Origin of the sequence: Buchnera aphidicola (Chaetogeoica yunlongensis) (genome assembly GCA_039829965.1) — a bacterium.
Classification (GTDB): Bacteria; Pseudomonadota; Gammaproteobacteria; order Enterobacterales; family Enterobacteriaceae; genus Buchnera_B; species Buchnera_B aphidicola_BA.
The window spans coordinates 503991-525709 of record CP139909.1 but is presented as its reverse complement, the minus strand read 5'-3'; the positions used below and the strand labels follow the sequence as shown (position 1 = coordinate 525709).

The following is a 21719-nucleotide window of genomic DNA, read 5'->3' as shown; positions in this document are numbered from 1 at the left end:
ATTGATAATATTAATATTTTGAATTTTGAGTATTTATATTATGAGATATATAATTCAATATTGTGAATATTTTTGCAGTTTTAAACAGATAGTTTTAGTATAATAGTATCAAAAATTTTATGTATCGAGGTATTATAAGTTCAATTTATATTTTGATATAGTATTATTATTTTATTTGTAAATGATGATTAAGTTTTAATAAAACATTTTTAATAGTTAGTACATTATAAGATTTTTGTGTTGGTTAATATTTATTTATAGTTTTTTTATAGTAGATATTATTATATTGAATTTATTATGTAGTTGATTTTTTATTATTAAGTGTAATTTTATTATAAATGTAATTTTACTTGAGAGGTTTATTGAGGAATTATATTTTTAAATTTAATTTTGAGTTTTACGTATATATTTTTTATTAAAAAATTTTTTTGATTGTTTATTATAAAATTTTATTATATGTATTTATAAAAATATGTTTTTAATAGTATAGTATTATGTTTTTAAAATAAAAAATTTATTATTTAATAGTACACAAACACTATATAAAAAATTTTAGGTGTAATTTTATTTTTATTGTTGTTTGTAAAAGATTTAGATAAATATATGTATTTGAATAATGCATTTTACTGTATGATGTCATGATAACAAAATGTATTATTAGTTATTAAATATTTACGCATCATATTTTTTAAAGATTTTTGTTATAAAAGTTTTAATTAAGGTAAATTAGTATAAAAATATATTTATTAAAGATAAGATTTTTTTATTTGTAGTATTAATTTTAGTTTATTTTCTTTGTGAAATGGATATATTTTGAGAAAATTTATTGTTTCGAACGGTAGTGTATTTAAAGTTAATTTTAGTTATTAAAAAAATGTAAAAATAATTCGTTTTGAATTGTTTATTATTTCATTAATTTTATTTTAAGGAAATATATATGTCTAGTAGGGGTGTTAATAAAGTTATTTTAGTAGGATATATAGGACAAGATCCAGAAGTTAGATATATGCCAAATGGAATTGCTGTTACTAATATTACGTTAGCTACTTCTGAAACTTGGAAAGATAAGAATAATGGAGAAAAAAAAGAAAAAATAGAATGGCACCGTATTGTTTTTTTTAATAAATTAGCTGAAATTGCAGGAGAATATTTAAAAAAAGGTTCTCAAGTTTATGTTGAAGGATCTTTACAAACTAGAAAGTGGAAAGATCAAAATGGATTTGATCGTTATACTACAGAAATAGTAGTAGGTATAGGTGGAACTATGCAAATCTTAGGAAGTAAGAATTCAAATACAATTACTACTTCTGATAGTTTTAAAAAATTTCATAATGATCCGTTAGATAATAAGATAAATACACAACAAAAAAAGTCATTTAATATAAATAAAACTAAAAAAGATGGTTTAGATTTTGATGATGAAGATATTCCTTTTTAAAAAATTTTTAATTAAAATCATGAATTTGATATATAAAATTTAAAATTAGAGCATTTTTTTGCTATTTAAGTATTTTTTAAAATTAATTATAATAGTAAGAAATTCTTGTAGATGAGAAATAAATGGAATATGTGCAGAATTGTTTATTATTATAGATTGGGTGTTTGGCCACATTTTATCTAAGATACTACAAATTTCTTTTGGTACTAATTTATCTAAATTTCCATATATTCTTAGCATGGGGATGTTTAAACGTTTTATTTTAAATCTAAGATCGGATGAAATTATTATTTTTAAATTTTTTTTCAGTGCAGTTATAGTTGGTATTGGTTTTCTTAAAATATTTTTTTTTATACTCTTAATTTTTATGTTGTTTACGTTTTTTGCGTTTAATAAGAGAAAGTTGTAAATGGTATTTTTAAAATCTTTTTTAAATTGGTTATAAAAATAAAAAAAAGATTCTTTTGTTATTCCTGGCCAATTTTTTCTTTTTATAAAACATGGAGATGAGGATATGTTAATTATTCCTATAATTTTTTTTGGAAAATTTAATCCTATTGTATTAGTAACTAATCCTCCCATAGACCATCCTAATAATATAGATTTTTTAGGTATATGTGGCAAAAATAGTTTTGCTATATGATTTAATGTCATTGGTAATATTTGGGAATTATTTCCAAATCCTGGTAAGTCTATTGTATATATTTTAAAATGCATGTTTAATAATTTGGATTCTATTAGTGTATTCCATATTTTTGAATTAAATCCCCAACCATGAATGAGTATTAAATTTACTTTATTAAGTTTAGAAGATGTTAAATTTAATTTTTTCATTGAATTTAATTTATAGTTTTTATTTAGTTTTTTAATTATTATAGTAATGAATATTGTACATTACAAGTTTTTAAAATATACAAATAGTATTTTAAACATTAGAGAATTAATATGATAATAGTATCTAAAGATGCACAAAATCATTTTTTAAATTTATTAAAAAAACAGAAATTAGGTACAAATATTAGAGTATATGTTAAACATCCTGGTACACCTATTGCAAAATGCGGGGTTTCTTATTGTTATAAAGATGAAATTACTGAATTTGATATTCCATTTAAAATGAATGGTTTTTATATATATATATATAAATCACATATATCGTATTTAACAAACTCTAAAATTGATATACGAATAGAAGATCAAAATTCTTGTTTAACATTAGTTGCACCTTTTGCAAATAAGTGTGTATTTATAGATGATAATGAATTATTAGATAAAGTGAAATATTTTTTGGATTCTAAAATTAATCCTCAATTGTCTGTTCATGGTGGATATGTTGAATTAGTTAATATTACAAAATCTGGTTATGTGTCTTTGAAGTTTTCAGGAGGATGTAATGGTTGTTCTATGATTGGTAGGACTTTAAAAGATGGAATAGAGAGTCAAATAAAGTCTTTTTTTTCAGAAATTAATGGAGTATATGATGTTACACAACACAATTATGGAAATCATTCTTATTATTAATAAATAATAATTTTAAGTTATTATATATTTTTTTTATTTATATCTCTTAGCATATTTTTTATAATATTTTAGTTGTAAATTTTTGATATAGAGTATCTTTTTGTGCGATATAGAAATTAGTAATATTTTATGTCAATTTAAAATTTTAATTAAATTTTTTGTTATATGGTATTTTACTATTTATATATTAATATTTTTTTATTGAATTAATTTATAAGAATGCAGTAGAAATGTGTAAATATATTTTAATTTATAAACAAAAAATCAGCTAATAGATATCAGTGGTTATTTTTTGAATTTTTTATTGAAAAATATTCTTTTAGAGGAATTTGTTCTATTTGGATAATTTTAATAAAAATAAAAACATGAAAATTTTATTTTTTTAAATAAATATATATTAATTGTTAATAAAACTTGTGATAATTAGTAAAATTTATAAATAGTTTGGAAATGTTAATTATATATGACAGTCAAAATTGATTCTTATAGATTCAAAAAGAGACGTACTTTTGCAATTATTTCTCATCCAGATGCTGGAAAAACAACTTTAACAGAAAATTTTTTATTAAATGGAAAAATAATTCGTGTACCTGGAACGATAAAATCTAGAGGATCGGGTAAATATGCAAAATCTGATTGGATGAAAATTGAAAAAAAAAGAGGGATTTCTATTACTACATCGATTATTCAAATTGAGTATGGTAAGTATTTAATAAATTTGTTAGATACACCTGGACATAAAGATTTTTCAGAAGATACGTATCGTGTTTTGACTGCAGTGGATTTTTGTGTAATTGTAATTGATGCTTCTAAAGGTATTGAAGAACAAACTAGAAAATTGATTCGTATTTCTAGAATGCGTAGTATCCCTATATTAATATTTATTAATAAATTAGATAGAAATTCTCGTAATCCAATAGAATTATTGGATCAATTAGAGTTTGAATTAAAAGTAAAATGTACACCGATAGTTTGGCCAATAGGTTGTGGTACTTCATTTAAGGGTATATATCATATTTATACTGATACTGTATTTTTTTGTTTAAATAAGAATTTTTTAAGCATGTACGGTTTAGATTGTCATTCGTTAAAAATGAAAAATATTAATAGTTCTGTGTTATTAAATAATATTTTAGGATTAGATATAGTACGAGAATTACGTGAAGATTTAGAATTAATTAATTCAGTTTATGTGTGTTTCAATGTATCGTTATTTTTAAAAAGTGATCTTGTGCCTGTGTATTTTGGTAGTGCATTGAAAAATTTTGGAATTGATTTTTTATTAAAAGGTATATTAAATTGGGCTCCTTCTCCTACTTGTAAAAAAAGTAATATCCGATATGTACATTCAAATGAAAAAAATTTTTCAGGTTTTATATTTAAAATACAAGCTAATATGGATTTAAAACATCGTGATAGGATAGCTTTTTTAAGAATAGTTTCAGGACAATATAAAAAAAATATGAAGTTGTATCATGTTAGAATTAAAAAATATATTTTAATATCAGATGTTTTTTCTTTTATAGCTGGTGATCGTTTTATCTTAGATGAAGCATATCCAGGAGATATAATCGGTTTTCATAGTCACAAAAATATAAAAATTGGAGATACATTTACAGAAGGAGAAGTATTAAAATTTTATGATAACATATCAAATTTTTCACCTGAATTATTTAGACGTATTTCTTTAAAAAATTCACTACATAAAAAAAAATTATTAAAGGGATTGTTACAATTGTCAGAAGAAGGAACTATTCAAGTATTTAAATTATTAGAAAATAATGATTTCATTTTAGGAGCAATTGGAAAATTACAATTTGATATTGTTGTTGAAAGATTAAGAGTTGAATATAATATTTGTGTTATAATTTATAGTGTTCAGATTTTTTTAGTTAGATGGATTTCATCAAAGTCTTTAGAAAAATTATCTTGTTTTAAAGCAGAAAATAAATTTTATTTAGCCTTAGATATCTGTGATCGTTTAGTGTATTTAGCTTCTAGTAAGATTAATTTAAAATTAGTGCAATCACGCTATCCTGATATTATTTTTAGTGATATATGTGACATTAGTTATTAAATAAAAATTATAGTCATGATTGAGATTTTTATAAGAATAAATATAGAGGTATATATTTAAGTTTTTTAATTTTTTTAGTTAAGTAATAATAGTATATTATATTTTTAAAATATTTTTTCTATGATCAGAGGAATGATATGAAACGTGTGTTTCTAATAGTGTTAGATTCTTTCGGGATTGGATCAACTAAAGATTCTCATAGATTTGGTGATCATGGAGCTAATACGTTTGGAAATATAGCACGGTCTTGTTTTTTTAATAAGGCGAACAACTATAATAGAAAAGGATGTTTAAATGTTCCAAATTTAGTTTCATTGGGTTTAGTAAAAGCTGCTTTAAAATCTTCAAAAAAAAAATTATTTGGTGTGCAAGATTCACATATGATTTTAGGTAGTTATGCATATTCAGGTGAAGTTTCATCTGGTAAAGATACAACATCTGGTCATTGGGAGATAGCTGGCGTTCCAGTTTTATTTAATTGGGATTATTTTAGTTCTCAGAGTTCTAGTATTCCTGATTATTTAATTAAAGATATTATTAAAACGTGTAATTTAACTGGAGTTTTAGGAAATTGTCATTCGTCAGGAACTGCTATATTAGATAAGTTTGGAGAAGAACATGTTTTTACTAAAAAACCTATTTTATACACTTCAGTTGATTCAGTTTGTCAAGTAGCTTGTCATGAAGATTTTTTTGGTTTAAAAAAATTGTATAAATTATGTGAATATATTAGAGAGTTGTTTGACAAGAAAAATATTAAAATTGCACGTGTGATTGCAAGGCCATTTGTTGGAGAAAAAAATACTAAATTTAAACGCACTAAAAATCGTAGAGATTTTTCAACAGTTCCTCATGATGTCACTATTATGGAAAAGCTTATTTATGAAAAAAATGGAGAAGTAATTGCTATAGGTAAAATTTCCGATATTTTTGCTGGAAAAGGAATATCTCGTACTGTATTTGCTAATGGTATAGTTGATTTATTTAATGTTACTTTACAGGAAATGAGTATTGCTAAAAATAATACTATTGTATTTGTAAATTTTGTAGATTTTGATTCTTTATGGGGGCATCGTCGTGATGTTTCTGGTTATGCTAAAGATTTAGAATGGTTTGATAGTAATTTACCTAAGTTACTAAAGTTGGTTAAAAATGATGATTTATTAATTATTACAGCTGATCATGGTTGTGATCCTACTTGGGTAGGAACGGATCATACTAGAGAGAATGTTCCTATACTAATTTATTCTAGATTACTTGAACCAACAGATTTTGGATATCGCGAAACTTTTTCGGACATTAGTCAGACTTTAGCTAAATATTTTGATTTATCTTGCATGAATTATGGCATATCTATGTTTTAAGATAGTATATAATTGATTATTTTATATTTGGGGAATATTATTATGACAACTGTTCATATTAATGCTAAAAAAGGAGATTTTTCTGATTGCGTCCTTATGCCCGGAGATCCTTTTAGAGCAAGATATATAGCTAAAAACTATTTAAAGTGTGTTGTAGAAGTAACTAATGTTCGTTCTATGTTAGGTTATACTGGACAGTATAAAGGACGTCGAATTTCTATTATGAGTCATGGTATTGGTATTCCATCGTGTTTAATTTATGTACAAGAATTAGTTTTTGAATATAATGTAACAAAAATTATTCGTATTGGAACATGTGGAACATGTATTTCACATGTTAATATTAATGATGTTATTATTTGTTTGGGTGCATCTACTGATTCTAAAGTTAATAGATTAAGATTTAATGATAATGATTTTTCTGCAGTAGCTGATTTCAATTTAGTATGTAATTTAAAAATAGCTGCGCAAAATTTAGGTATAAAATTTCATGTAGGAAATTTTTTTAGTACTGATTTATTTTATAACAAAAATATTCATTTATTAGATTTATTAAAACGATATAGTATTTTAGGTATAGATATGGAAACAGCTGGTATGTATAGTTTAGCTGCTGAATTAGGAATACAATCAGCATCTATTTGTACTGTTTCAGATCACCTTGTTACTCAGGAAAAAATAGATTATAAAAAAAGAGAATCTTGTTTAAATAATATGATTGAAGTGTCTTTAGAATCTTTATTATTAGATGATGTTAACTAACTTTTGTTCAGTTTATTTTAAGAATATTAAAATTTTTCATAAATATTTTTTTCAATTATTTTAAATTAAAAATTTAGTATTTTATAACTTTTTACTTTTTTTGGTGAGAAAGGGATTCGAACCCTTGATACGTTTTTAAATCGTATACACGCTTTCCAGACGTGCTCCTTAAACCTCTCGGACACCTCACCTTATTATTTTATAATGATAATTTATTTTTTTTGATGATTTTATCAATGTAATTTTATTTTAAATTTAAGTTATAAGTTTGTCAATATATAAACTTTAACTAGTAAATTTTTAATAAATTAGTAAAATACATTTTAAATTTAAAATTATTTTAATAATATTTATTTTTTTTTAAAATAAGTTGTGTTATTTATTAAAATGAATATATGAATTTATTGTATTATTTTAAGATGATTTTTAAGTAATATTTTATATATAGTGATTTTACATAGATTTATATATGTTTGTATAGCATTATGAAGTGTTGCATTATATAAATTTATTTAGAAATACACTAATTTTAATATTGCTATATTTTTAGTATATATTTATTTTTAATATAATTATTTTAAATGATTTATATTAAAATTTCACATCTTACCAGTTTTTATAACGCTGTGTATGAGATATTTAACAGATTATTTTAACAATTTAATAAAAATGGCAGAGAAACGAAATATTTTTTTAGTTGGGCCTATGGGTGCAGGAAAAAGTACAATTGGTCGTAAATTAGCTCAAAAATTACACATGGAATTTTTTGATTCAGATCAGGAAATAGAAAACCGCACAGGTGTAGATATTAGTTGGATTTTCGATATTGAAGGTGAATCTGGTTTTAGAAAACGAGAAAAATTGGTAATTAATGAAATTATTGATAAGACAGGGATTGTACTATCTACTGGTGGAGGATCTGTGCTTTCTAGTGAAATACGAAATAAGTTATCATCTCGAGGGATTGTTGTTTATTTGGAAACTTCTATAGAAAAACAATTACTAAGAACAAAATTAGATAAAAAGCGTCCTTTGTTACAAATTGATAATAACATGTCTATTCAGTCAGTTTTGGAAGTATTAGCTGATAATAGAAATCCTCTATATGAATCAATAGCTGATATTACAGTACATATGAATAATAAAAGTATAAAAGCAACTGTATGTTATATTATTAATTTATTAAAAAATTATTCAGTGTGATTTAAAATTATTGGAGATAATACGTGTTAGAAAAGTTAATTGTAAATTTGAAGAATAATGAATATCCGATTTATATTGGATTTGATTTATTTTCCATCAAGAATATTTTTTTTCCTATTCAGTCGTATACTCAAGTAGTTATTATTACTAATAAGATAATATTTAATCTTTGGAATAGTAGTATCTCTTATTGTTTAAGTAAATTAAGAGTGAAATTTAGTAATATCACTATAAATGATGGAGAAATTTATAAGAATATTACTATTGTAGAAAAAATTGTATCTAAGTTATTAGAAAAATCATATAGTCGAGATACAGTTTTAATTGCATTAGGAGGTGGGGTAATTGGTGATTTGTCTGGTTTTATTGCTTCTATTTATCAAAGAGGAATTAGGTTTATACAAATTCCTACAACATTATTAGCACAGGTAGATGCTTCTATTGGTGGAAAAACTTCAGTAAATCATATTTTAGGAAAAAATATGATTGGTTCTTTTTGGCAACCTAGTTCTGTTATTATAAACTTAAATTTTTTATCTACGTTACCTAAAAATCAATTAATATCTGGAATGGCTGAAATTGTAAAATATGCTATTTCGTTCGATAAAAAATTTTTTGATTGGTTAGAGAAAAATATAAAATTACTTTTAGATTTGGATCAAAAAGCGTTATTTTATTGTATTAATAAATGTTGTAGAATTAAAAAACATATTGTTGAAAAAGATGAAAAAGAAATAAACGATAGAATGTTGCTTAATTTAGGGCACACTTATGGACATGCTATTGAAACATTTTTAGGATATGGTAAATGGTTGCACGGTGAGGCTATTTCAGTTGGGATGGTTATGGCTGCTAAAACTTCAGAATTGTTGGGATTTTTAAATAAAATAGATTTTATTAGAATAGTTACTTTATTAAAAAGAATTGGATTACCAGTTACAGGACCTAAAAATATGTGTTTTCAATCCTATATGTTAAGTTTTAGGAGAGATAAAAAAGTTGTGTCAGGTTTATTAAGATTTGTTTTACCAGTGTCAATAGGAAAAGTTAAAATTTTTTCTGATGTAAGTGAAGATGTATTAATATCAGTGATACAAAAATTTTAAAAGTTAATATTTCTATATATTATATATATGTTTTAGTTAATATAAATTATATTTTTATGAGTCACTATATTATATAGTGATTTTATTTTTGGAAAAAATATGAAAAATTTTCTTTTAGCTTCTTCTATTTTATCTGCTGACTTTTCGAAATTAGGTGAGGAAATTTGTAATGTATTGGATGCTGGTAGTGATATGATTCATTTTGATGTTATGGATAATCATTTTGTTTCAAATTTAACAATTGGTCCTTTAGTATTAGAGTCATTATTTAAATATAAAAAAATTCGTTATGCTAAGTTTGATGTACATTTAATGACTTCACCCGTAGATGATTTAGTGGTTAAATTTGCAAAATTAAATGTTGAAGTTATTTCTTTTCATCCAGAATCTACTACGAATGTAAATGAAACCATTAAGTTAATTAAGAATTATAATTGTAAAGTTGGATTGGTATTAAATCCTTTCGCTTCATTAAATATTTTGAATAAATTTATAGATAAAATTGATTTAATTTTATTAATGTCTGTAAATCCTGGATTTCCTGGTCAAGTATTTATTTCATCTGTATTGGATAAAATAAGAATAGTAAGAAATTTAATTAATAAGAGTAATAGAAATATTTTATTAGAAGTAGATGGTGGAATTAATAAAAGCAATATATTTGCAATTGCTAATTGTGGAGTTGATATTTTTGTAATAGGTTCTGCTATTTTTAATACTATAAATTATGTTGAAACCATAAGGTGTTTGCGTAATGAGTTGAAAAAAGTTAATTTTATTAGTAGAAGTGTACGTTAAAATAATATTTTTAATATGAATATTAAAGTATTTATTTTGATTATTGTTATTATAAGATATAAGGTCTAGTTAAGAGTATTAATATTTTAAATTTTAATTTTAAAAGAAATAATTTTATGATTATAAAACATGTAAAAAAAAATGTATTTAGTGCTATTCAACCTTCAGGTAGTTTAACTATAGGAAATTATATTGGAGTATTACGTGAATGGATTAAAATTCAACAGGATTATAGATGTTTTTATTGTATTGCAGATTTACATGCTATCACTGTTAGACGTGCTTCTAATTTATTAAAAAAAAATATTTTAGATGTATTTGCAATATATTTAGCATGTGGCATTAATCCAAGCAAAAGTGTTGTTTTTTTACAATCTCATGTTCATGAACATTCTGAATTACATTGGTTATTAACGTGTTATACTTATTATGGAGAACTTTCAAGAATGATTCAATTTAAAGAAAAATCGTTAAAATATTTTAAAAATATTAATTCTGGTTTGTTAAATTATCCTATTTTGATGGCTTCAGATATTTTGTTATATAATACTGATTTGGTTCCTATTGGACGTGATCAAAAACAACATATGGAATTAGTTTGCAGAATAGCTCGTCGTTTTAATAAATTGTATGGAAATATTTTTAAGATTCCGATGAGTAGAATTGTGCATCAGGGATCTAATATTTTATCTTTATCTAATCCTACAAAAAAAATGTCTAAATCAGATATTAATGTTAATGGTGTAATTTTTTTGTTAGATGATATTCAATCTGTAATCAAAAAAATTAAATTTGCAGTTACTGATTCTGATACTCCTCCTAGAATTTTTTATGATATGAAAAATAAAATGGGGATTTCTAATTTAATAGATATTTTTTCTGGTATAACTGGTAAAGAGATAGTTGATATAGAAAGAGAATTTTATAACAAATCGTATGAATTTTTTAAATCAGAAGTGGCAAGAGTAGTAGCTGATTTTTTAATTAAGTTTCAAAAATTATATTTTAATTTTAGAAAAAATGAAGAATATTTAGAGAATTTATTAAATGAAGGTGCTAAGAAAGCTAGTATTCATGCAAGTGTATTTTTAAAAAAAATAAAAGTTTTAATAGGATTATTTTAAATTAAACGTATTTTTTTTGTTAAAAAATAAAATATTATTAGTGATAAAAATACTATAGTATATAGTATATTTGAGGTGATGAGAGCTGAAAAAATTCCATATTTTTTAACAATAGGTCCAGTTAATATAAATGTTAATAGTGTCCCTATTGTACCACTAGTTAAAATGTAATTAATTGTTTTAGGAGAAGATGCACATGTTTGTTGTGAAGCTAATGTAATAATAATAGTATAAATAGCACTTGAAAAAAATCCTAATAATAATATTAAAATATTTAATAATGTGTAGTTATAGAAATTATTGAATAAATACATTAATAATGAAGACAGACCTGATAATGTTATTATTATTTTTTTTAAATTAAAAAATTTCAATATAAAACTAAAAAACCACATTCCTATCATGTAAGCCATCCAAAATTTACTAGCTAATTGTCCAGATTGATTAATATTTAAATGAATGTATTGCATGGTATATTCAGGCATCCACGATACAAAACTTAATTGTCCTAAAATGTAGAGTAAAGCTGATATTGATAAACAAAATATAGGAATATTCCATGTTTTTTTTGTTATATTGAATTTTTTTTTGAAAGTTTTAGGAAATTTAATATTTATAGCTAATAAAAATATTATTGAGTAAATTGTACCTATAATTATGTATATCCAGTACCATTTTATATTATTTGAAATAATTAAGGCTGTAATAGTTGGAAATATTATTCCTGACATGCTAAAGCATGAATCAGTCAATAACAGCATAGAAGCTCGTGCTTTTTGGTTGTATTGATTAGTAATTAAAAATGTTCCTATAGACATAGTGCTTCCACTAATTAATCCTAACATAAATAAGCTTAAAGAAAAATTTATAAGAGTATTACTATGAATTAGAATTATTAAAGAAATAATAGTGGATATGAATCCAAAAATTAATTGTGTTTTAATTTTAAAAATATTAATAAACCAAGAATTTAAAATAGTTGCGCATAGAATTCCAGCATTTAAAAAGGTAAATGTATTGCTCATTTTTGTAAGTGTTACGTTAAAATATTCAGAAATATTTTCTAAAATGACTCCAGTAACTGTGATTAAAGCACCTATTAAAGAATAGGAAAGAAAACTAATGCAAGTTAGTCCTATTGTGTGTATTTTTTTTTTCATTTTTAATAACCTATATTTTAGTTATTAGATTAAATTTAGTAGTTTTAATAGTTAATTATAATAAATCATTAATATGTATGTTCATTCAGTTTTTTATATTATTAATAATTTAAAATATTTATGTATAAAATAGTGTTTTAAACAATAATTTATTAATATTTATATTTTAATATTTGTAGTAATTATTTAAATTTTTTATTCGAAATATTTATAATATTGGTGAAGAGTTGGACTAAATTAATAAATTAGTGTAATAAATGTAGTATTTGTTTTAGTAAAGCATACATAAATAATTATGTATTTTATGTTATTTGTTTATATGTAAAATTTTATAATTTTATATTTTTTTTTGATGTATTTTAAAATAATTAGTAGAATTGTATTAATGAATAGTATATTCAGTTATTTTAGTTTAAATTTTTGTGTAATATTTTCAGAAGTTTAATTTGAGAATTTAATAATGTTAGATATATAAATTAGTTGTATTTTAATATAATAGTAAATTTTTCTTTTTCAAAGTGGAATTTATTATTATTAAATTTATTATTTATATTTTCATATATATGAGTATTTAGTCATAGTTGTAAAAAATAAAAATTATTTTAATTCTATGTTTTAAATAAAAATTTTAGTGTAAATAAGTATTAATTATTTATTGACATATAGATTATGATTGAAGAAATAATTTTTTTTGGAGAAATTATGGCTATATTTAAAAATTTATTTTTAATTTTTTTTATAATTTTTTTATTATTTTTTTATAAAAAAAATTTATATGCTGATACATTTTTAATTAATTTAAGACGTGATGTTGTTAAAAATAATTTAAATAGTATTTCTAATAGACAGGCTTATGCTTTAGGAATATCGTTAGGAAAATATATTAATCATTCTGTTAATGAGCAAAAAAAGTTAGGAGTAATTTTAAATAGAGATAGTTTATTATTAGGTATAAGAGACTCTATTTTAGGAAGATCTGTTTTTTCTGAAAAAGAGATTACTTTAAGGTTAATACAATTAGAAAAAAAGTTAAAATGTGCTGAAGAGTTGATTTTAAAAATACAAGCTAAAAATAATAAAATTGCAAGTGAAAAGTATATTAAGAAAGCATTAACAAAAAATCATTTTAAAAAAACTTCTTCTGGTTTGATTTTTTTTGTTCAAAAAAAAGGTTATGGTAGAAAATTACAAGATGATGATGTTGTTACAGTTCATTATAAAGGGTCGTTGGTTAATGGTAGTGAATTCGATAACTCTTATAAACGTGGTATACCAGTATCGTTTCCTTTAAATAGTGTAATACTAGGATGGCAAGAAGGTTTGAAGTATATAAGAAAAGGTGGAAAAATAACATTAATTATACCTCAAAATTTGACATATGTAAAATATAGAACTTCTGAAATTTCTAAGAATTTAATTTTTATATTTGAGATAGAGTTAATAAATGTAAAACATAAATGATATTTTATATAAATAGTTATATAGATTTTTTTAATTTTAATTTATATATATCAGTAATATAAGGTTATAAATTAATATGAATTATACGATTTTAGTTACTGGTGCACCATACGGAACTCAGAATTCTACTACTGCATTACTATTTTGTAATGCACTAGTTGCTAGTAAAAATAGATTATTAAGTGCATTTTTTTATTGCGATGGAGTATTAAATGCTAATGGATTTATATCTTTTAGTAGTGACGAATATGATTTAGTTAGGAAGTGGGTTATATTACATAAACAACATTCAGTAAAATTATTTGTTTGTATGAGTGCTGCATCGAGAAGAGGTGTTGTTGATGTGATAGTTGATAAACAGCAAGATAACATTTTAAAGAAAAGTAATTTAAGATCATCTTTTATTTTAACTGGATTGAGTAAATTTTCAGATTATTTAGAAATTAGTGATCGAATTATACGATTTTAGTTGGTAGCATTATGAAAAAAAATATTTCGTTCGTTTTTTCTTGTGTTCCTCATGGTATTAGTTATGGTCGCGAAGGTTTAGATTTATTGTTATCTATTTCTCTTATTCATAGTAATATTTCAGTTTTTTTTATTGGAGATGGAATTTTTCAGTTATTTAGATTTCAAAAACCAGAAGTTATTTTGTCACGAAATTATCTTCCTTCTTTTAAAATTTTGCCATTATTTGGTATTACTAAATTTTATTTGTGCAAACAATCATTAAAAGATAGAGGTGTTTTCTTAAATAAAGATTTTATTTTAGATATTTCAATTTTATCTTCTAGTAAAATCCGTATGAAATTGAATGATAGTAATTTAATAATTAATTTTTAAAAAGATTGGTTTATTTATATGTTGCATATTTTAATGCGTTCCCCATTTGAAACTGATATGGTATTGTTCATCAATATGTTAGAATCATTAGATGATGTATTAATGTTACAAAATAGTGTAATAATGGCATTAGAAGATAATATTTTTCTAAAACAATTATTATCTTTATCTGTTTTTTTATATGTTTTAGAAGATGATTTATGTGCTAGGGGGTTATTAAAAAAGATTTCTTCATGTGTTCAGGTAATAGACTATAAGAAATTTGTTAATTTGACTGAACAACATGAAAAGCAAATTTTATGGTGATTTTATATCATTTTTTATGTTATTTTTTATTTTAGTTTTTTGATTTGTTTAATAATTTTATATTTTTATATTTGTAATAGGGTACTGTTATGACTACAGTGAATCAGTTAGTTCGACAATCTAGAACGAGAAAATTAATAAAAAATAATGTTCCAGCATTGAATAAGTGTCCTCAAAAACGAGGAGTTTGTATTAGGGTATATACTACCACTCCTAAAAAACCTAATTCTGCATTACGCAAGGTATGTAGGGTTCGTTTAACAAACGGATATGAAGTAACTGCTTATATTGGTGGTGAAGGTCATAATTTACAGGAACATTCAGTTATTTTAATTAGAGGTGGTCGTGTAAAAGATTTGCCTGGAGTTCGTTATCATGTAGTTAGAGGAGCTTTAGATTGTGCAGGAGTAAAAAATCGAAGTAAAAGTAGGTCTAAATATGGAGTAAAAATAAAAAAATAGAGTAAAATGTGTAAAATTAAAATATAGTATTTTTATTATGCATGTGGATTATTTCAAATTAAAATTTTTATGGAGCATAATTATTATGCCAAGACGTCGTGGTATTGGTCATAGAAAAATTTTACCAGATCCTAAGTTTTCTTCAGAAATTGTAGCAAAATTTATTAATATTATAATGATTGATGGTAAAAAATCCATTGCTGAAGAGATTGTTTATGATGCTTTAATTTTATTAGCTAAGAAAATTGGAAAATCTGAATTAGAATCATTAGAAATGGCGTTAGAAAATGTACGTCCTACTGTAGAAGTTAAATCTCGTCGTGTTGGTGGTTCAACTTATCAAGTTCCAATAGAAGTTCGTCCAGTACGACGTCATGCTTTAGCTATGCGTTGGATTATTTATGCCGCTCGGAAACGAAGTGACAAGTCAATGACTATAAGATTAGCTAATGAATTATTTGATGCAACAGAGCATAAAGGATCGGCAGTTAAAAAAAGAGAAGATGTGCATCGAATGGCTGAAGCTAATAAAGCTTTTGCTCATTATCGTTGGTAAAATGTTGTTATTTTTTGATTAATTAATATTTATTATTAATTTCTATATTAGTAAAATAATTTACTATATAAAAATTAGAGGGATAGAATGACTCGTTTAACACCTATAATACAATACCGAAACATAGGTATTAGCGCTCATATTGATGCTGGTAAAACTACTACAACTGAACGAATTTTATTTTATACGGGTATTAATCATAAAATTGGAGAAGTGCATGATGGTGCAGCTACTATGGATTGGATGGAACAAGAACAAGAAAGAGGTATTACTATTACATCTGCAGCAACTACTACTTTTTGGTCGGGTATGTCTAAACAGTTTTTACCGCATAGAATTAATATAATTGACACTCCCGGTCATGTAGATTTTACTATAGAAGTAGAAAGATCTATGAGAGTTTTGGATGGTGCTGTCATGGTATATTGTGCTGTAGGGGGAGTGCAACCGCAATCAGAAACAGTATGGAGACAAGTAAATAAATATAAAGTTCCTAGAATAGCATTTGTAAATAAAATGGATCGTATGGGAGCTAATTTTTTTAATGTTATTGAGCAAATGAAGTTTCGTTTAGGAATAGATCCTATCCCGATACAAATTCCAATAGGTTCTGAAGAAAATTTTACAGGAGTTGTTGACTTGATAAAAAAGAAAGCTATCTATTGGAATGATATAGATCAAGGTATAACCTTCATATATGATAATATTCCCGATGATTTAAAAGAAATATCGGATCTATGGAATCAAAAATTAATAGAGTCTTCAGTAGAAAATAATGATGTTTTAATGGAAAAATATTTAGTTGGAGATGAATTGTCTGAATTAGACATTAAAAATTCTTTACGTCAACGTGTATTAAATAATGAAATAGTTTTAGTGACGTGTGGTTCTGCATTTAAAAATAAAGGAGTTCAAGCGTTACTAGATGCAATAATTGAATATTTACCTTCTCCTATAGATGTTTCTTCTATTAAAGGTATAACAAACAACAATGATGATAGTAAATTATCCACTGATTGTAATATTCGTTTTGCAAATGATAAAGAGGCATTTTCTGCATTAGCGTTTAAGATTGCTACGGATCCATTTGTAGGAAATTTGACTTTTTTTAGAGTATATTCAGGTGTTGTACGTTCTGGTGATGTTATTTATAATTCAGCAAAAAATAAAAAAGAACGTTTTGGTAGAATTGTCCAAATGCATGCTAATAAAAGAGAAGAAATAAAAGAAGTTAGAGCTGGTGATATTGCTGCAGCTATTGGTTTAAAAAGTGTAACTACTGGAGATACTTTATGTGATCCTGCTAAAGTTATTGTGTTAGAAAAGATGGATTTTCCTGATCCTGTAATTTCCGTAGCAGTAGAACCAAAAACTAAATCTGATCAAGAAAAAATGAGTGTTGCATTGAATAGATTAACCAAGGAAGATCCTTCTTTTAAAGTAGGTGTTGATAATGAATCTAATCAAACAATTATTTCTGGTATGGGTGAATTACATTTAGAAATAATTGTTGATAGAATGAAAAGAGAATTTGGTGTAATCGCTAACGTTGGTAAACCTCAGGTATCTTATAGAGAAACTATTCGACGTTCTATAGAAAACATCGAGGGGAAATATATTAAACAATCTGGTGGAAGAGGACAATATGGTCATGTTGTTATAGATTTATTTCCATTAAAACCTCTTAGTAAATCTGGATATGTTTTTATAAACGACATAAAAGGAGGAGTTATTCCTGGAGAATACATTTCTGCAATTGATAAAGGAATACGAGAACAACTCATAAGCGGACCATTAGCTGGTTATCCTGTAGTAGATATTGGTGTTCGTTTGCATTTTGGTTCTTATCATGATGTAGATTCTTCTGAAATTGCATTTAAATTAGCAGCATCATTAGCTTTTAAGGATGCTTTTAAAAAAGCTAATCCAATTTTACTTGAACCAATAATGAAGGTAGAAATTGAAACTCCTGAAGAATACATGGGTGATGTTATAGGTGATTTAAATCGAAGAAGAGGTGTTATTGAAGGCATGAAAGATTTATCTTTGGGAAAATCTATTTGTGCTCAAGTCCCATTATCTTGTATGTTTGGTTATGCTACTGACGTGAGATCTCAAACTCAAGGTAGAGCTTCTTATTCTATGGAATTTTTAAAATATTCGGAAATGTCTGTTAATATTGCTGAATCTATTATTTCCTCACGAGAAAATAGATAGATAAATTATTTATGGTTGATTTTATAATTTTTATTTATAGAAAGGAAATAAACTTGTGTCTAAAGAAAAATTTAAACGTTTAAAACCTCATATCAATGTAGGTACGATTGGTCATGTTGATCATGGAAAAACTACTTTAACATCTGCTATTACTACCGTATTAGCTAAAAAATATGGTGGATCTGCTCGTGCTTTTGATCAAATTGATAATGCTCCGGAAGAAAAAGCTAGAGGTATTACAATAAATACTTCTCATGTTGAATATGATACTTCCAAAAGACATTACGCACATGTAGATTGTCCAGGACATGCTGACTATATTAAGAATATGATTACAGGAGCCGCTCAGATGGACGGAGCAATTTTAGTTGTAGCAGCTACTGATGGTCCGATGCCGCAAACTCGTGAACATATTTTATTAGGTAGACAAGTAGGAGTTCCTTATATTATAGTTTTTCTAAATAAATGTGATATGGTTGATGACGAAGAATTATTAGAATTAGTAGAAATGGAAGTTCGTGATCTATTAACTCAGTATGATTTTCCTGGTGATAGCACTCCTATTATAAGAGGATCAGCGCTTAAGGCTTTGGAAGGTGATCCAAAATGGGAAGAAAAAATTATAGATTTAGCTAATTTTTTAGATTCTTATATTCCTGAACCAAAAAGATCTGTTGATGAATCATTTTTATTGCCTATAGAAGATGTATTTTCTATATCTGGACGAGGAACTGTAGTTACAGGTCGTGTAGAACGCGGTGTAATTAAAGTAGGGGAAGAAGTGGAAATAGTTGGAATCAAACCAACTACTAAAACTATATGTACTGGTGTAGAAATGTTTAGAAAATTATTAGACGAAGGTAGAGCTGGAGAAAATGTAGGTGTGTTATTAAGAGGAACCAAAAGAGATGATATTGAACGTGGGCAAGTATTATCTAAACCAGGTACAATTACTCCGCATATAAAATTTGAGTCTGAAGTATATGTTTTATCTAAAGATGAAGGAGGTCGTCATACTCCTTTTTTTAAGGGTTATAGACCTCAATTTTATTTTAGAACTACTGATGTAACTGGTTTTATTGAATTACCTGAAGGAATAGAAATGGTTATGCCTGGAGATAATATTAAGATGGTAGTTACTTTAATTCATCCTATAGCTATGTCTAATGGTTTACGCTTTGCTATTCGTGAAGGTGGTAAAACAGTGGGAGCTGGTATTGTTGTGAAAATTTTTCAATAAGAACAAATTAGAACATTTTCGAATTAGAAGTTTAATTCAGAATTTATTATTTTATAAATGTCAAGAAAATAAGTTATAAGATACTTTTTTCTTGACTTTTTAATATTAAAATTTTTAATGAAAATAATTGTTTTAAAGTGTAATATAATATTACATGTTATAACTATCAACTTAAAATTCATTCAGAATAAACAAAATGATATTTTTGTAGAAATATTATAATAAAATTAGATTTTATCTTAAATTGTTGATAAGGTTGAATATATCTTAGTTAATTTTTATATAGATTTTTTTAGTTTGTTATTTTTAAAATAGTTAATATTGATCAAATAAAATTTAATTTTATATAACTTTTATATAGAATTTTTAACAACGTTTCTAATTTTGAAACTAAAATTTTTAATTTAAACATATTCTTTTAGAAGATTAGAAGAGGTTTTTTTTATAATTTTATATTATAGGAATTCGGGACTTATGCAGAACCAAAGAATACGTATTCGTCTTAAAGCGTTTGATCATCGTTTGATAGATCAATCCACTTCAGAAATTGTAGAAACTGCTAAAAGAACTGGCGCTCAAGTTCGCGGTCCTATCCCTTTACCAACACATAAAGAAAGATTTACTGTATTGATTTCTCCTCATGTTAATAAAGATGCTCGTGATCAATATGAAATTAGAACTCATAAGAGACTAATCGACATTGTTGAACCTACTGAAAAAACTGTTGATGCTTTAATGAGATTAGATCTTGCTGCAGGCGTAGATGTTCAAATTAGTTTAGGTTAATTAAATAAACAAATGATTACGGAACTTAAAGTATAATGATTGGTTTAATAGGTAAAAAAGTTAAAATGACACGAATTTTTACAGAAGAAGGGCAATCACTTCCAGTAACTATGATAAAAGTTGAGGAACATAGAATAACTCAAATTAAAACTGTGTGTCATGATTCATACTGTGCTATTCAAGTAACAACTGGAATAAAAAAGTTAAATAAATTACTTAAATCAGAACGTGGTAATTTTTTAAAATCTGGAGTTAAAATAGGATTTGGTTTATGGGAATTTAAGGTTTCTGAGAAAAATATAAACAAATTTAAAGTAGGTCAGAGCATAAATTTAGAATTATTATCTAAAATTAAGAAAGTAGATATTTCAGGTTTATCTAAAGGAAAAGGATTTTGTGGTACTGTAAAAAGATGGAATTTTTCTACTCAAGATTCTACTCATGGAAATTCTTTATCTCATAGAGCTCCTGGTTCTATAGGACAAAATCAAACTCCTGGAAGAGTTTTTAAAGGAAAAAAAATGTCAGGACACGTTGGTAATAATCGTGTTACTGTTCAGAATTTAGATTTAATAAAAGTAGATTTAGAAAAAGGTTTTATTTTAGTGAAGGGTGCAGTACCTGGTGTTTCGGGTGGAATTATCATTGTTAAACCAGCGATTAAAAAAGCATGAGGAAATTTAAGTATGGAATTAATATTGAGAGACGATGAACATAATTTTATTAAAGTCTCTGATATGATTTTTAATCGAGATTTTAATGAAGCTTTAGTGCATCAAGTAATTGTTGCTTATTCTTCCAGTATTCGTCAAGGAACTCGTGCTCAAAAAGATCGTTCTGAAGTATCTGGATCAGGTAAAAAACCTTGGCGTCAAAAAGGAACTGGACGTGCAAGAGCTGGTTCATTAAGAAGTCCTCTTTGGCGTTCTGGAGGTATTACATTTCCTTCTCAACCAAAAAATTATTTTAAAAAGATTAATAAAAAAATGTATAGAGGAGCTTTAAAAAGTATTTTTTCGGAGCTTATTCGACAAAATAGATTATTAGTATTTAGAAAGTTTTCTATAGAATTTCCTAAAACACAATTACTTGTGGATAAGTTAAAAAAAATTCATTTGCGTGATGTGTTAATTATCACTCGAATTAGAGATCATAATTTATTTTTAGCTTCTAGAAACTTATATAAAGTAGATGTTCAGACTATAAATTGTATTAATCCAAGAAGTTTGATTTTTTTTAATCATGTTTTAATGACTTCTGATGCTATTATGAAAATAGAGGAATTATTAATATGAT

Annotated in this window: 22 protein-coding genes and 1 tRNA gene; 20 read left to right on the top strand and 3 right to left on the bottom strand. The window is 24.8% G+C overall.

Annotation, left to right across the window (positions count from 1 at the left end; translation table 11 throughout):
* Nucleotides 1-937: 937 nt before the first annotated feature.
* Nucleotides 938-1438: a single-stranded DNA-binding protein gene (ssb, locus tag UAR70_02410; protein ID XBC39702.1), complete on the top strand. Its 501-nt coding sequence runs from the start codon at nucleotides 938-940 to the stop codon at nucleotides 1436-1438.
* A 45-nt stretch (nucleotides 1439-1483) separates the two neighbouring features.
* On the opposite strand, the gene bioH is transcribed toward ssb, so the two are convergent.
* Complete coding sequence (gene bioH / locus UAR70_02405) at nucleotides 1484-2272, bottom strand: pimeloyl-ACP methyl ester esterase BioH (protein XBC39701.1); 789 nt, start codon at nucleotides 2270-2272, stop codon at nucleotides 1484-1486.
* Nucleotides 2273-2383: 111 nt separating this feature from the next.
* Between bioH and UAR70_02400 the strand changes: the two genes are divergently transcribed.
* From UAR70_02400 to deoD, 4 genes are all read left to right on the top strand, one after another.
* Nucleotides 2384-2959: an NfuA family Fe-S biogenesis protein gene (locus UAR70_02400; GenBank protein XBC39700.1), complete on the top strand. Its 576-nt coding sequence runs from the start codon at nucleotides 2384-2386 to the stop codon at nucleotides 2957-2959.
* Nucleotides 2960-3422: 463 nt separating this feature from the next.
* Nucleotides 3423-5036: a peptide chain release factor 3 gene (locus UAR70_02395; GenBank protein ID XBC39699.1), complete on the top strand. Its 1614-nt coding sequence runs from the start codon at nucleotides 3423-3425 to the stop codon at nucleotides 5034-5036.
* 137 nt (nucleotides 5037-5173) lie between these two features.
* A complete protein-coding gene (locus UAR70_02390; GenBank protein XBC39698.1) occupies nucleotides 5174-6400 on the top strand; it encodes a phosphopentomutase in 1227 nt (408 codons plus the stop codon).
* A gap of 42 nt (nucleotides 6401-6442) precedes the next feature.
* A complete protein-coding gene (gene deoD, locus UAR70_02385) occupies nucleotides 6443-7162 on the top strand; it encodes a purine-nucleoside phosphorylase (protein XBC39697.1) in 720 nt (239 codons plus the stop codon).
* A 101-nt stretch (nucleotides 7163-7263) separates the two neighbouring features.
* Here deoD and UAR70_02380 read toward each other — a convergent pair.
* Nucleotides 7264-7353: transfer RNA gene (locus UAR70_02380), tRNA-Ser, on the bottom strand.
* A 478-nt stretch (nucleotides 7354-7831) separates the two neighbouring features.
* Here UAR70_02380 and aroK point away from each other — a divergent pair.
* The 4 genes from aroK to trpS all read left to right on the top strand — a co-directional run bounded on the left by aroK (nucleotide 7832) and on the right by trpS (nucleotide 11393).
* Nucleotides 7832-8365, top strand: a complete 534-nt coding sequence (aroK, locus tag UAR70_02375) for a shikimate kinase AroK (protein ID XBC39696.1) — start codon at nucleotides 7832-7834, stop codon at nucleotides 8363-8365.
* 23 nt (nucleotides 8366-8388) lie between these two features.
* The gene (gene aroB / locus UAR70_02370; GenBank protein ID XBC39695.1) at nucleotides 8389-9471 is read left to right on the top strand and encodes a 3-dehydroquinate synthase; all 1083 of its coding nucleotides are present in this window, start codon (nucleotides 8389-8391) and stop codon (nucleotides 9469-9471) included.
* A gap of 99 nt (nucleotides 9472-9570) precedes the next feature.
* Nucleotides 9571-10269 carry a ribulose-phosphate 3-epimerase gene (gene rpe / locus UAR70_02365; GenBank protein XBC39694.1) on the top strand — a complete coding sequence of 233 codons (699 nt, stop codon included), beginning with the start codon at nucleotides 9571-9573 and terminating at the stop codon, nucleotides 10267-10269.
* 116 nt (nucleotides 10270-10385) lie between these two features.
* Entirely contained in the window at nucleotides 10386-11393 is a 1008-nt protein-coding gene (gene trpS, locus UAR70_02360; GenBank protein XBC39693.1) for a tryptophan--tRNA ligase, read from the top strand.
* On the opposite strand, the gene tsgA is transcribed toward trpS, so the two are convergent.
* Nucleotides 11390-12553, bottom strand: coding sequence for an MFS transporter TsgA (gene tsgA, locus UAR70_02355; GenBank protein XBC39692.1), 1164 nt, complete (start codon nucleotides 12551-12553; stop codon nucleotides 11390-11392). The genes trpS and tsgA overlap by 4 nt on opposite strands.
* 669 nt (nucleotides 12554-13222) lie before the next feature.
* Here tsgA and UAR70_02350 point away from each other — a divergent pair.
* The 11 genes from UAR70_02350 (at nucleotide 13223) to rplD (ending at nucleotide 21718) form a co-directional block, all read left to right on the top strand.
* Entirely contained in the window at nucleotides 13223-14014 is a 792-nt protein-coding gene (locus tag UAR70_02350; GenBank protein XBC39691.1) for an FKBP-type peptidyl-prolyl cis-trans isomerase, read from the top strand.
* Nucleotides 14015-14090: 76 nt separating this feature from the next.
* On the top strand, nucleotides 14091-14483 hold the full coding sequence (tusD, locus tag UAR70_02345) for a sulfurtransferase complex subunit TusD (protein XBC39690.1): 393 nt from the start codon (nucleotides 14091-14093) through the stop codon (nucleotides 14481-14483).
* A gap of 11 nt (nucleotides 14484-14494) precedes the next feature.
* Nucleotides 14495-14857, top strand: coding sequence for a sulfurtransferase complex subunit TusC (tusC, locus tag UAR70_02340; protein ID XBC39689.1), 363 nt, complete (start codon nucleotides 14495-14497; stop codon nucleotides 14855-14857).
* 18 nt (nucleotides 14858-14875) lie between these two features.
* Nucleotides 14876-15163 carry a sulfurtransferase complex subunit TusB gene (tusB, locus tag UAR70_02335; GenBank protein ID XBC39688.1) on the top strand — a complete coding sequence of 96 codons (288 nt, stop codon included), beginning with the start codon at nucleotides 14876-14878 and terminating at the stop codon, nucleotides 15161-15163.
* Nucleotides 15164-15252: 89 nt separating this feature from the next.
* Nucleotides 15253-15624 carry a 30S ribosomal protein S12 gene (rpsL, locus tag UAR70_02330; protein XBC39687.1) on the top strand — a complete coding sequence of 124 codons (372 nt, stop codon included), beginning with the start codon at nucleotides 15253-15255 and terminating at the stop codon, nucleotides 15622-15624.
* A gap of 85 nt (nucleotides 15625-15709) precedes the next feature.
* The gene (gene rpsG, locus UAR70_02325) at nucleotides 15710-16180 is read left to right on the top strand and encodes a 30S ribosomal protein S7 (protein XBC39686.1); all 471 of its coding nucleotides are present in this window, start codon (nucleotides 15710-15712) and stop codon (nucleotides 16178-16180) included.
* A gap of 87 nt (nucleotides 16181-16267) precedes the next feature.
* Entirely contained in the window at nucleotides 16268-18397 is a 2130-nt protein-coding gene (fusA, locus tag UAR70_02320) for an elongation factor G (GenBank protein ID XBC39685.1), read from the top strand.
* A gap of 55 nt (nucleotides 18398-18452) precedes the next feature.
* Nucleotides 18453-19637 (top strand): elongation factor Tu, encoded by a 1185-nt coding sequence (tuf, locus tag UAR70_02315; GenBank protein ID XBC39684.1) that lies wholly within the window; start codon nucleotides 18453-18455, stop codon nucleotides 19635-19637.
* A 474-nt stretch (nucleotides 19638-20111) separates the two neighbouring features.
* Nucleotides 20112-20423, top strand: coding sequence for a 30S ribosomal protein S10 (rpsJ, locus tag UAR70_02310; GenBank protein ID XBC39683.1), 312 nt, complete (start codon nucleotides 20112-20114; stop codon nucleotides 20421-20423).
* 35 nt (nucleotides 20424-20458) lie between these two features.
* Entirely contained in the window at nucleotides 20459-21097 is a 639-nt protein-coding gene (rplC, locus tag UAR70_02305; GenBank protein XBC39682.1) for a 50S ribosomal protein L3, read from the top strand.
* A 12-nt stretch (nucleotides 21098-21109) separates the two neighbouring features.
* On the top strand, nucleotides 21110-21718 hold the full coding sequence (gene rplD, locus UAR70_02300; GenBank protein ID XBC39681.1) for a 50S ribosomal protein L4: 609 nt from the start codon (nucleotides 21110-21112) through the stop codon (nucleotides 21716-21718).
* Nucleotide 21719: the final 1 nt, after the last annotated feature.

What these genes read in the sequence shown, in the direction of transcription:
- trpS (XBC39693.1), top strand. Translation starts at nt 10,386, where the DNA reads ATGATTATAAAACATGTAAAAAAAAATGTATTTAGTGCTATTCAACCT.
- fusA (XBC39685.1), top strand. Translation starts at nt 16,268, where the DNA reads ATGACTCGTTTAACACCTATAATACAATACCGAAACATAGGTATTAGC.
- UAR70_02400 (XBC39700.1), top strand. Translation starts at nt 2,384, where the DNA reads ATGATAATAGTATCTAAAGATGCACAAAATCATTTTTTAAATTTATTA.
- aroK (XBC39696.1), top strand. Translation starts at nt 7,832, where the DNA reads ATGGCAGAGAAACGAAATATTTTTTTAGTTGGGCCTATGGGTGCAGGA.
- tusC (XBC39689.1), top strand. Translation starts at nt 14,495, where the DNA reads ATGAAAAAAAATATTTCGTTCGTTTTTTCTTGTGTTCCTCATGGTATT.
- ssb (XBC39702.1), top strand. Translation starts at nt 938, where the DNA reads ATGTCTAGTAGGGGTGTTAATAAAGTTATTTTAGTAGGATATATAGGA.
- rpe (XBC39694.1), top strand. Translation starts at nt 9,571, where the DNA reads ATGAAAAATTTTCTTTTAGCTTCTTCTATTTTATCTGCTGACTTTTCG.
- tsgA (XBC39692.1), bottom strand. Translation starts at nt 12,553, where the DNA reads ATGAAAAAAAAAATACACACAATAGGACTAACTTGCATTAGTTTTCTT.
- UAR70_02395 (XBC39699.1), top strand. Translation starts at nt 3,423, where the DNA reads ATGACAGTCAAAATTGATTCTTATAGATTCAAAAAGAGACGTACTTTT.
- rpsL (XBC39687.1), top strand. Translation starts at nt 15,253, where the DNA reads ATGACTACAGTGAATCAGTTAGTTCGACAATCTAGAACGAGAAAATTA.
- rplC (XBC39682.1), top strand. Translation starts at nt 20,459, where the DNA reads ATGATTGGTTTAATAGGTAAAAAAGTTAAAATGACACGAATTTTTACA.
- tusB (XBC39688.1), top strand. Translation starts at nt 14,876, where the DNA reads ATGTTGCATATTTTAATGCGTTCCCCATTTGAAACTGATATGGTATTG.
- UAR70_02390 (XBC39698.1), top strand. Translation starts at nt 5,174, where the DNA reads ATGAAACGTGTGTTTCTAATAGTGTTAGATTCTTTCGGGATTGGATCA.
- deoD (XBC39697.1), top strand. Translation starts at nt 6,443, where the DNA reads ATGACAACTGTTCATATTAATGCTAAAAAAGGAGATTTTTCTGATTGC.
- rpsG (XBC39686.1), top strand. Translation starts at nt 15,710, where the DNA reads ATGCCAAGACGTCGTGGTATTGGTCATAGAAAAATTTTACCAGATCCT.
- rplD (XBC39681.1), top strand. Translation starts at nt 21,110, where the DNA reads ATGGAATTAATATTGAGAGACGATGAACATAATTTTATTAAAGTCTCT.
- bioH (XBC39701.1), bottom strand. Translation starts at nt 2,272, where the DNA reads ATGAAAAAATTAAATTTAACATCTTCTAAACTTAATAAAGTAAATTTA.
- tusD (XBC39690.1), top strand. Translation starts at nt 14,091, where the DNA reads ATGAATTATACGATTTTAGTTACTGGTGCACCATACGGAACTCAGAAT.
- rpsJ (XBC39683.1), top strand. Translation starts at nt 20,112, where the DNA reads ATGCAGAACCAAAGAATACGTATTCGTCTTAAAGCGTTTGATCATCGT.
- UAR70_02350 (XBC39691.1), top strand. Translation starts at nt 13,223, where the DNA reads ATGATTGAAGAAATAATTTTTTTTGGAGAAATTATGGCTATATTTAAA.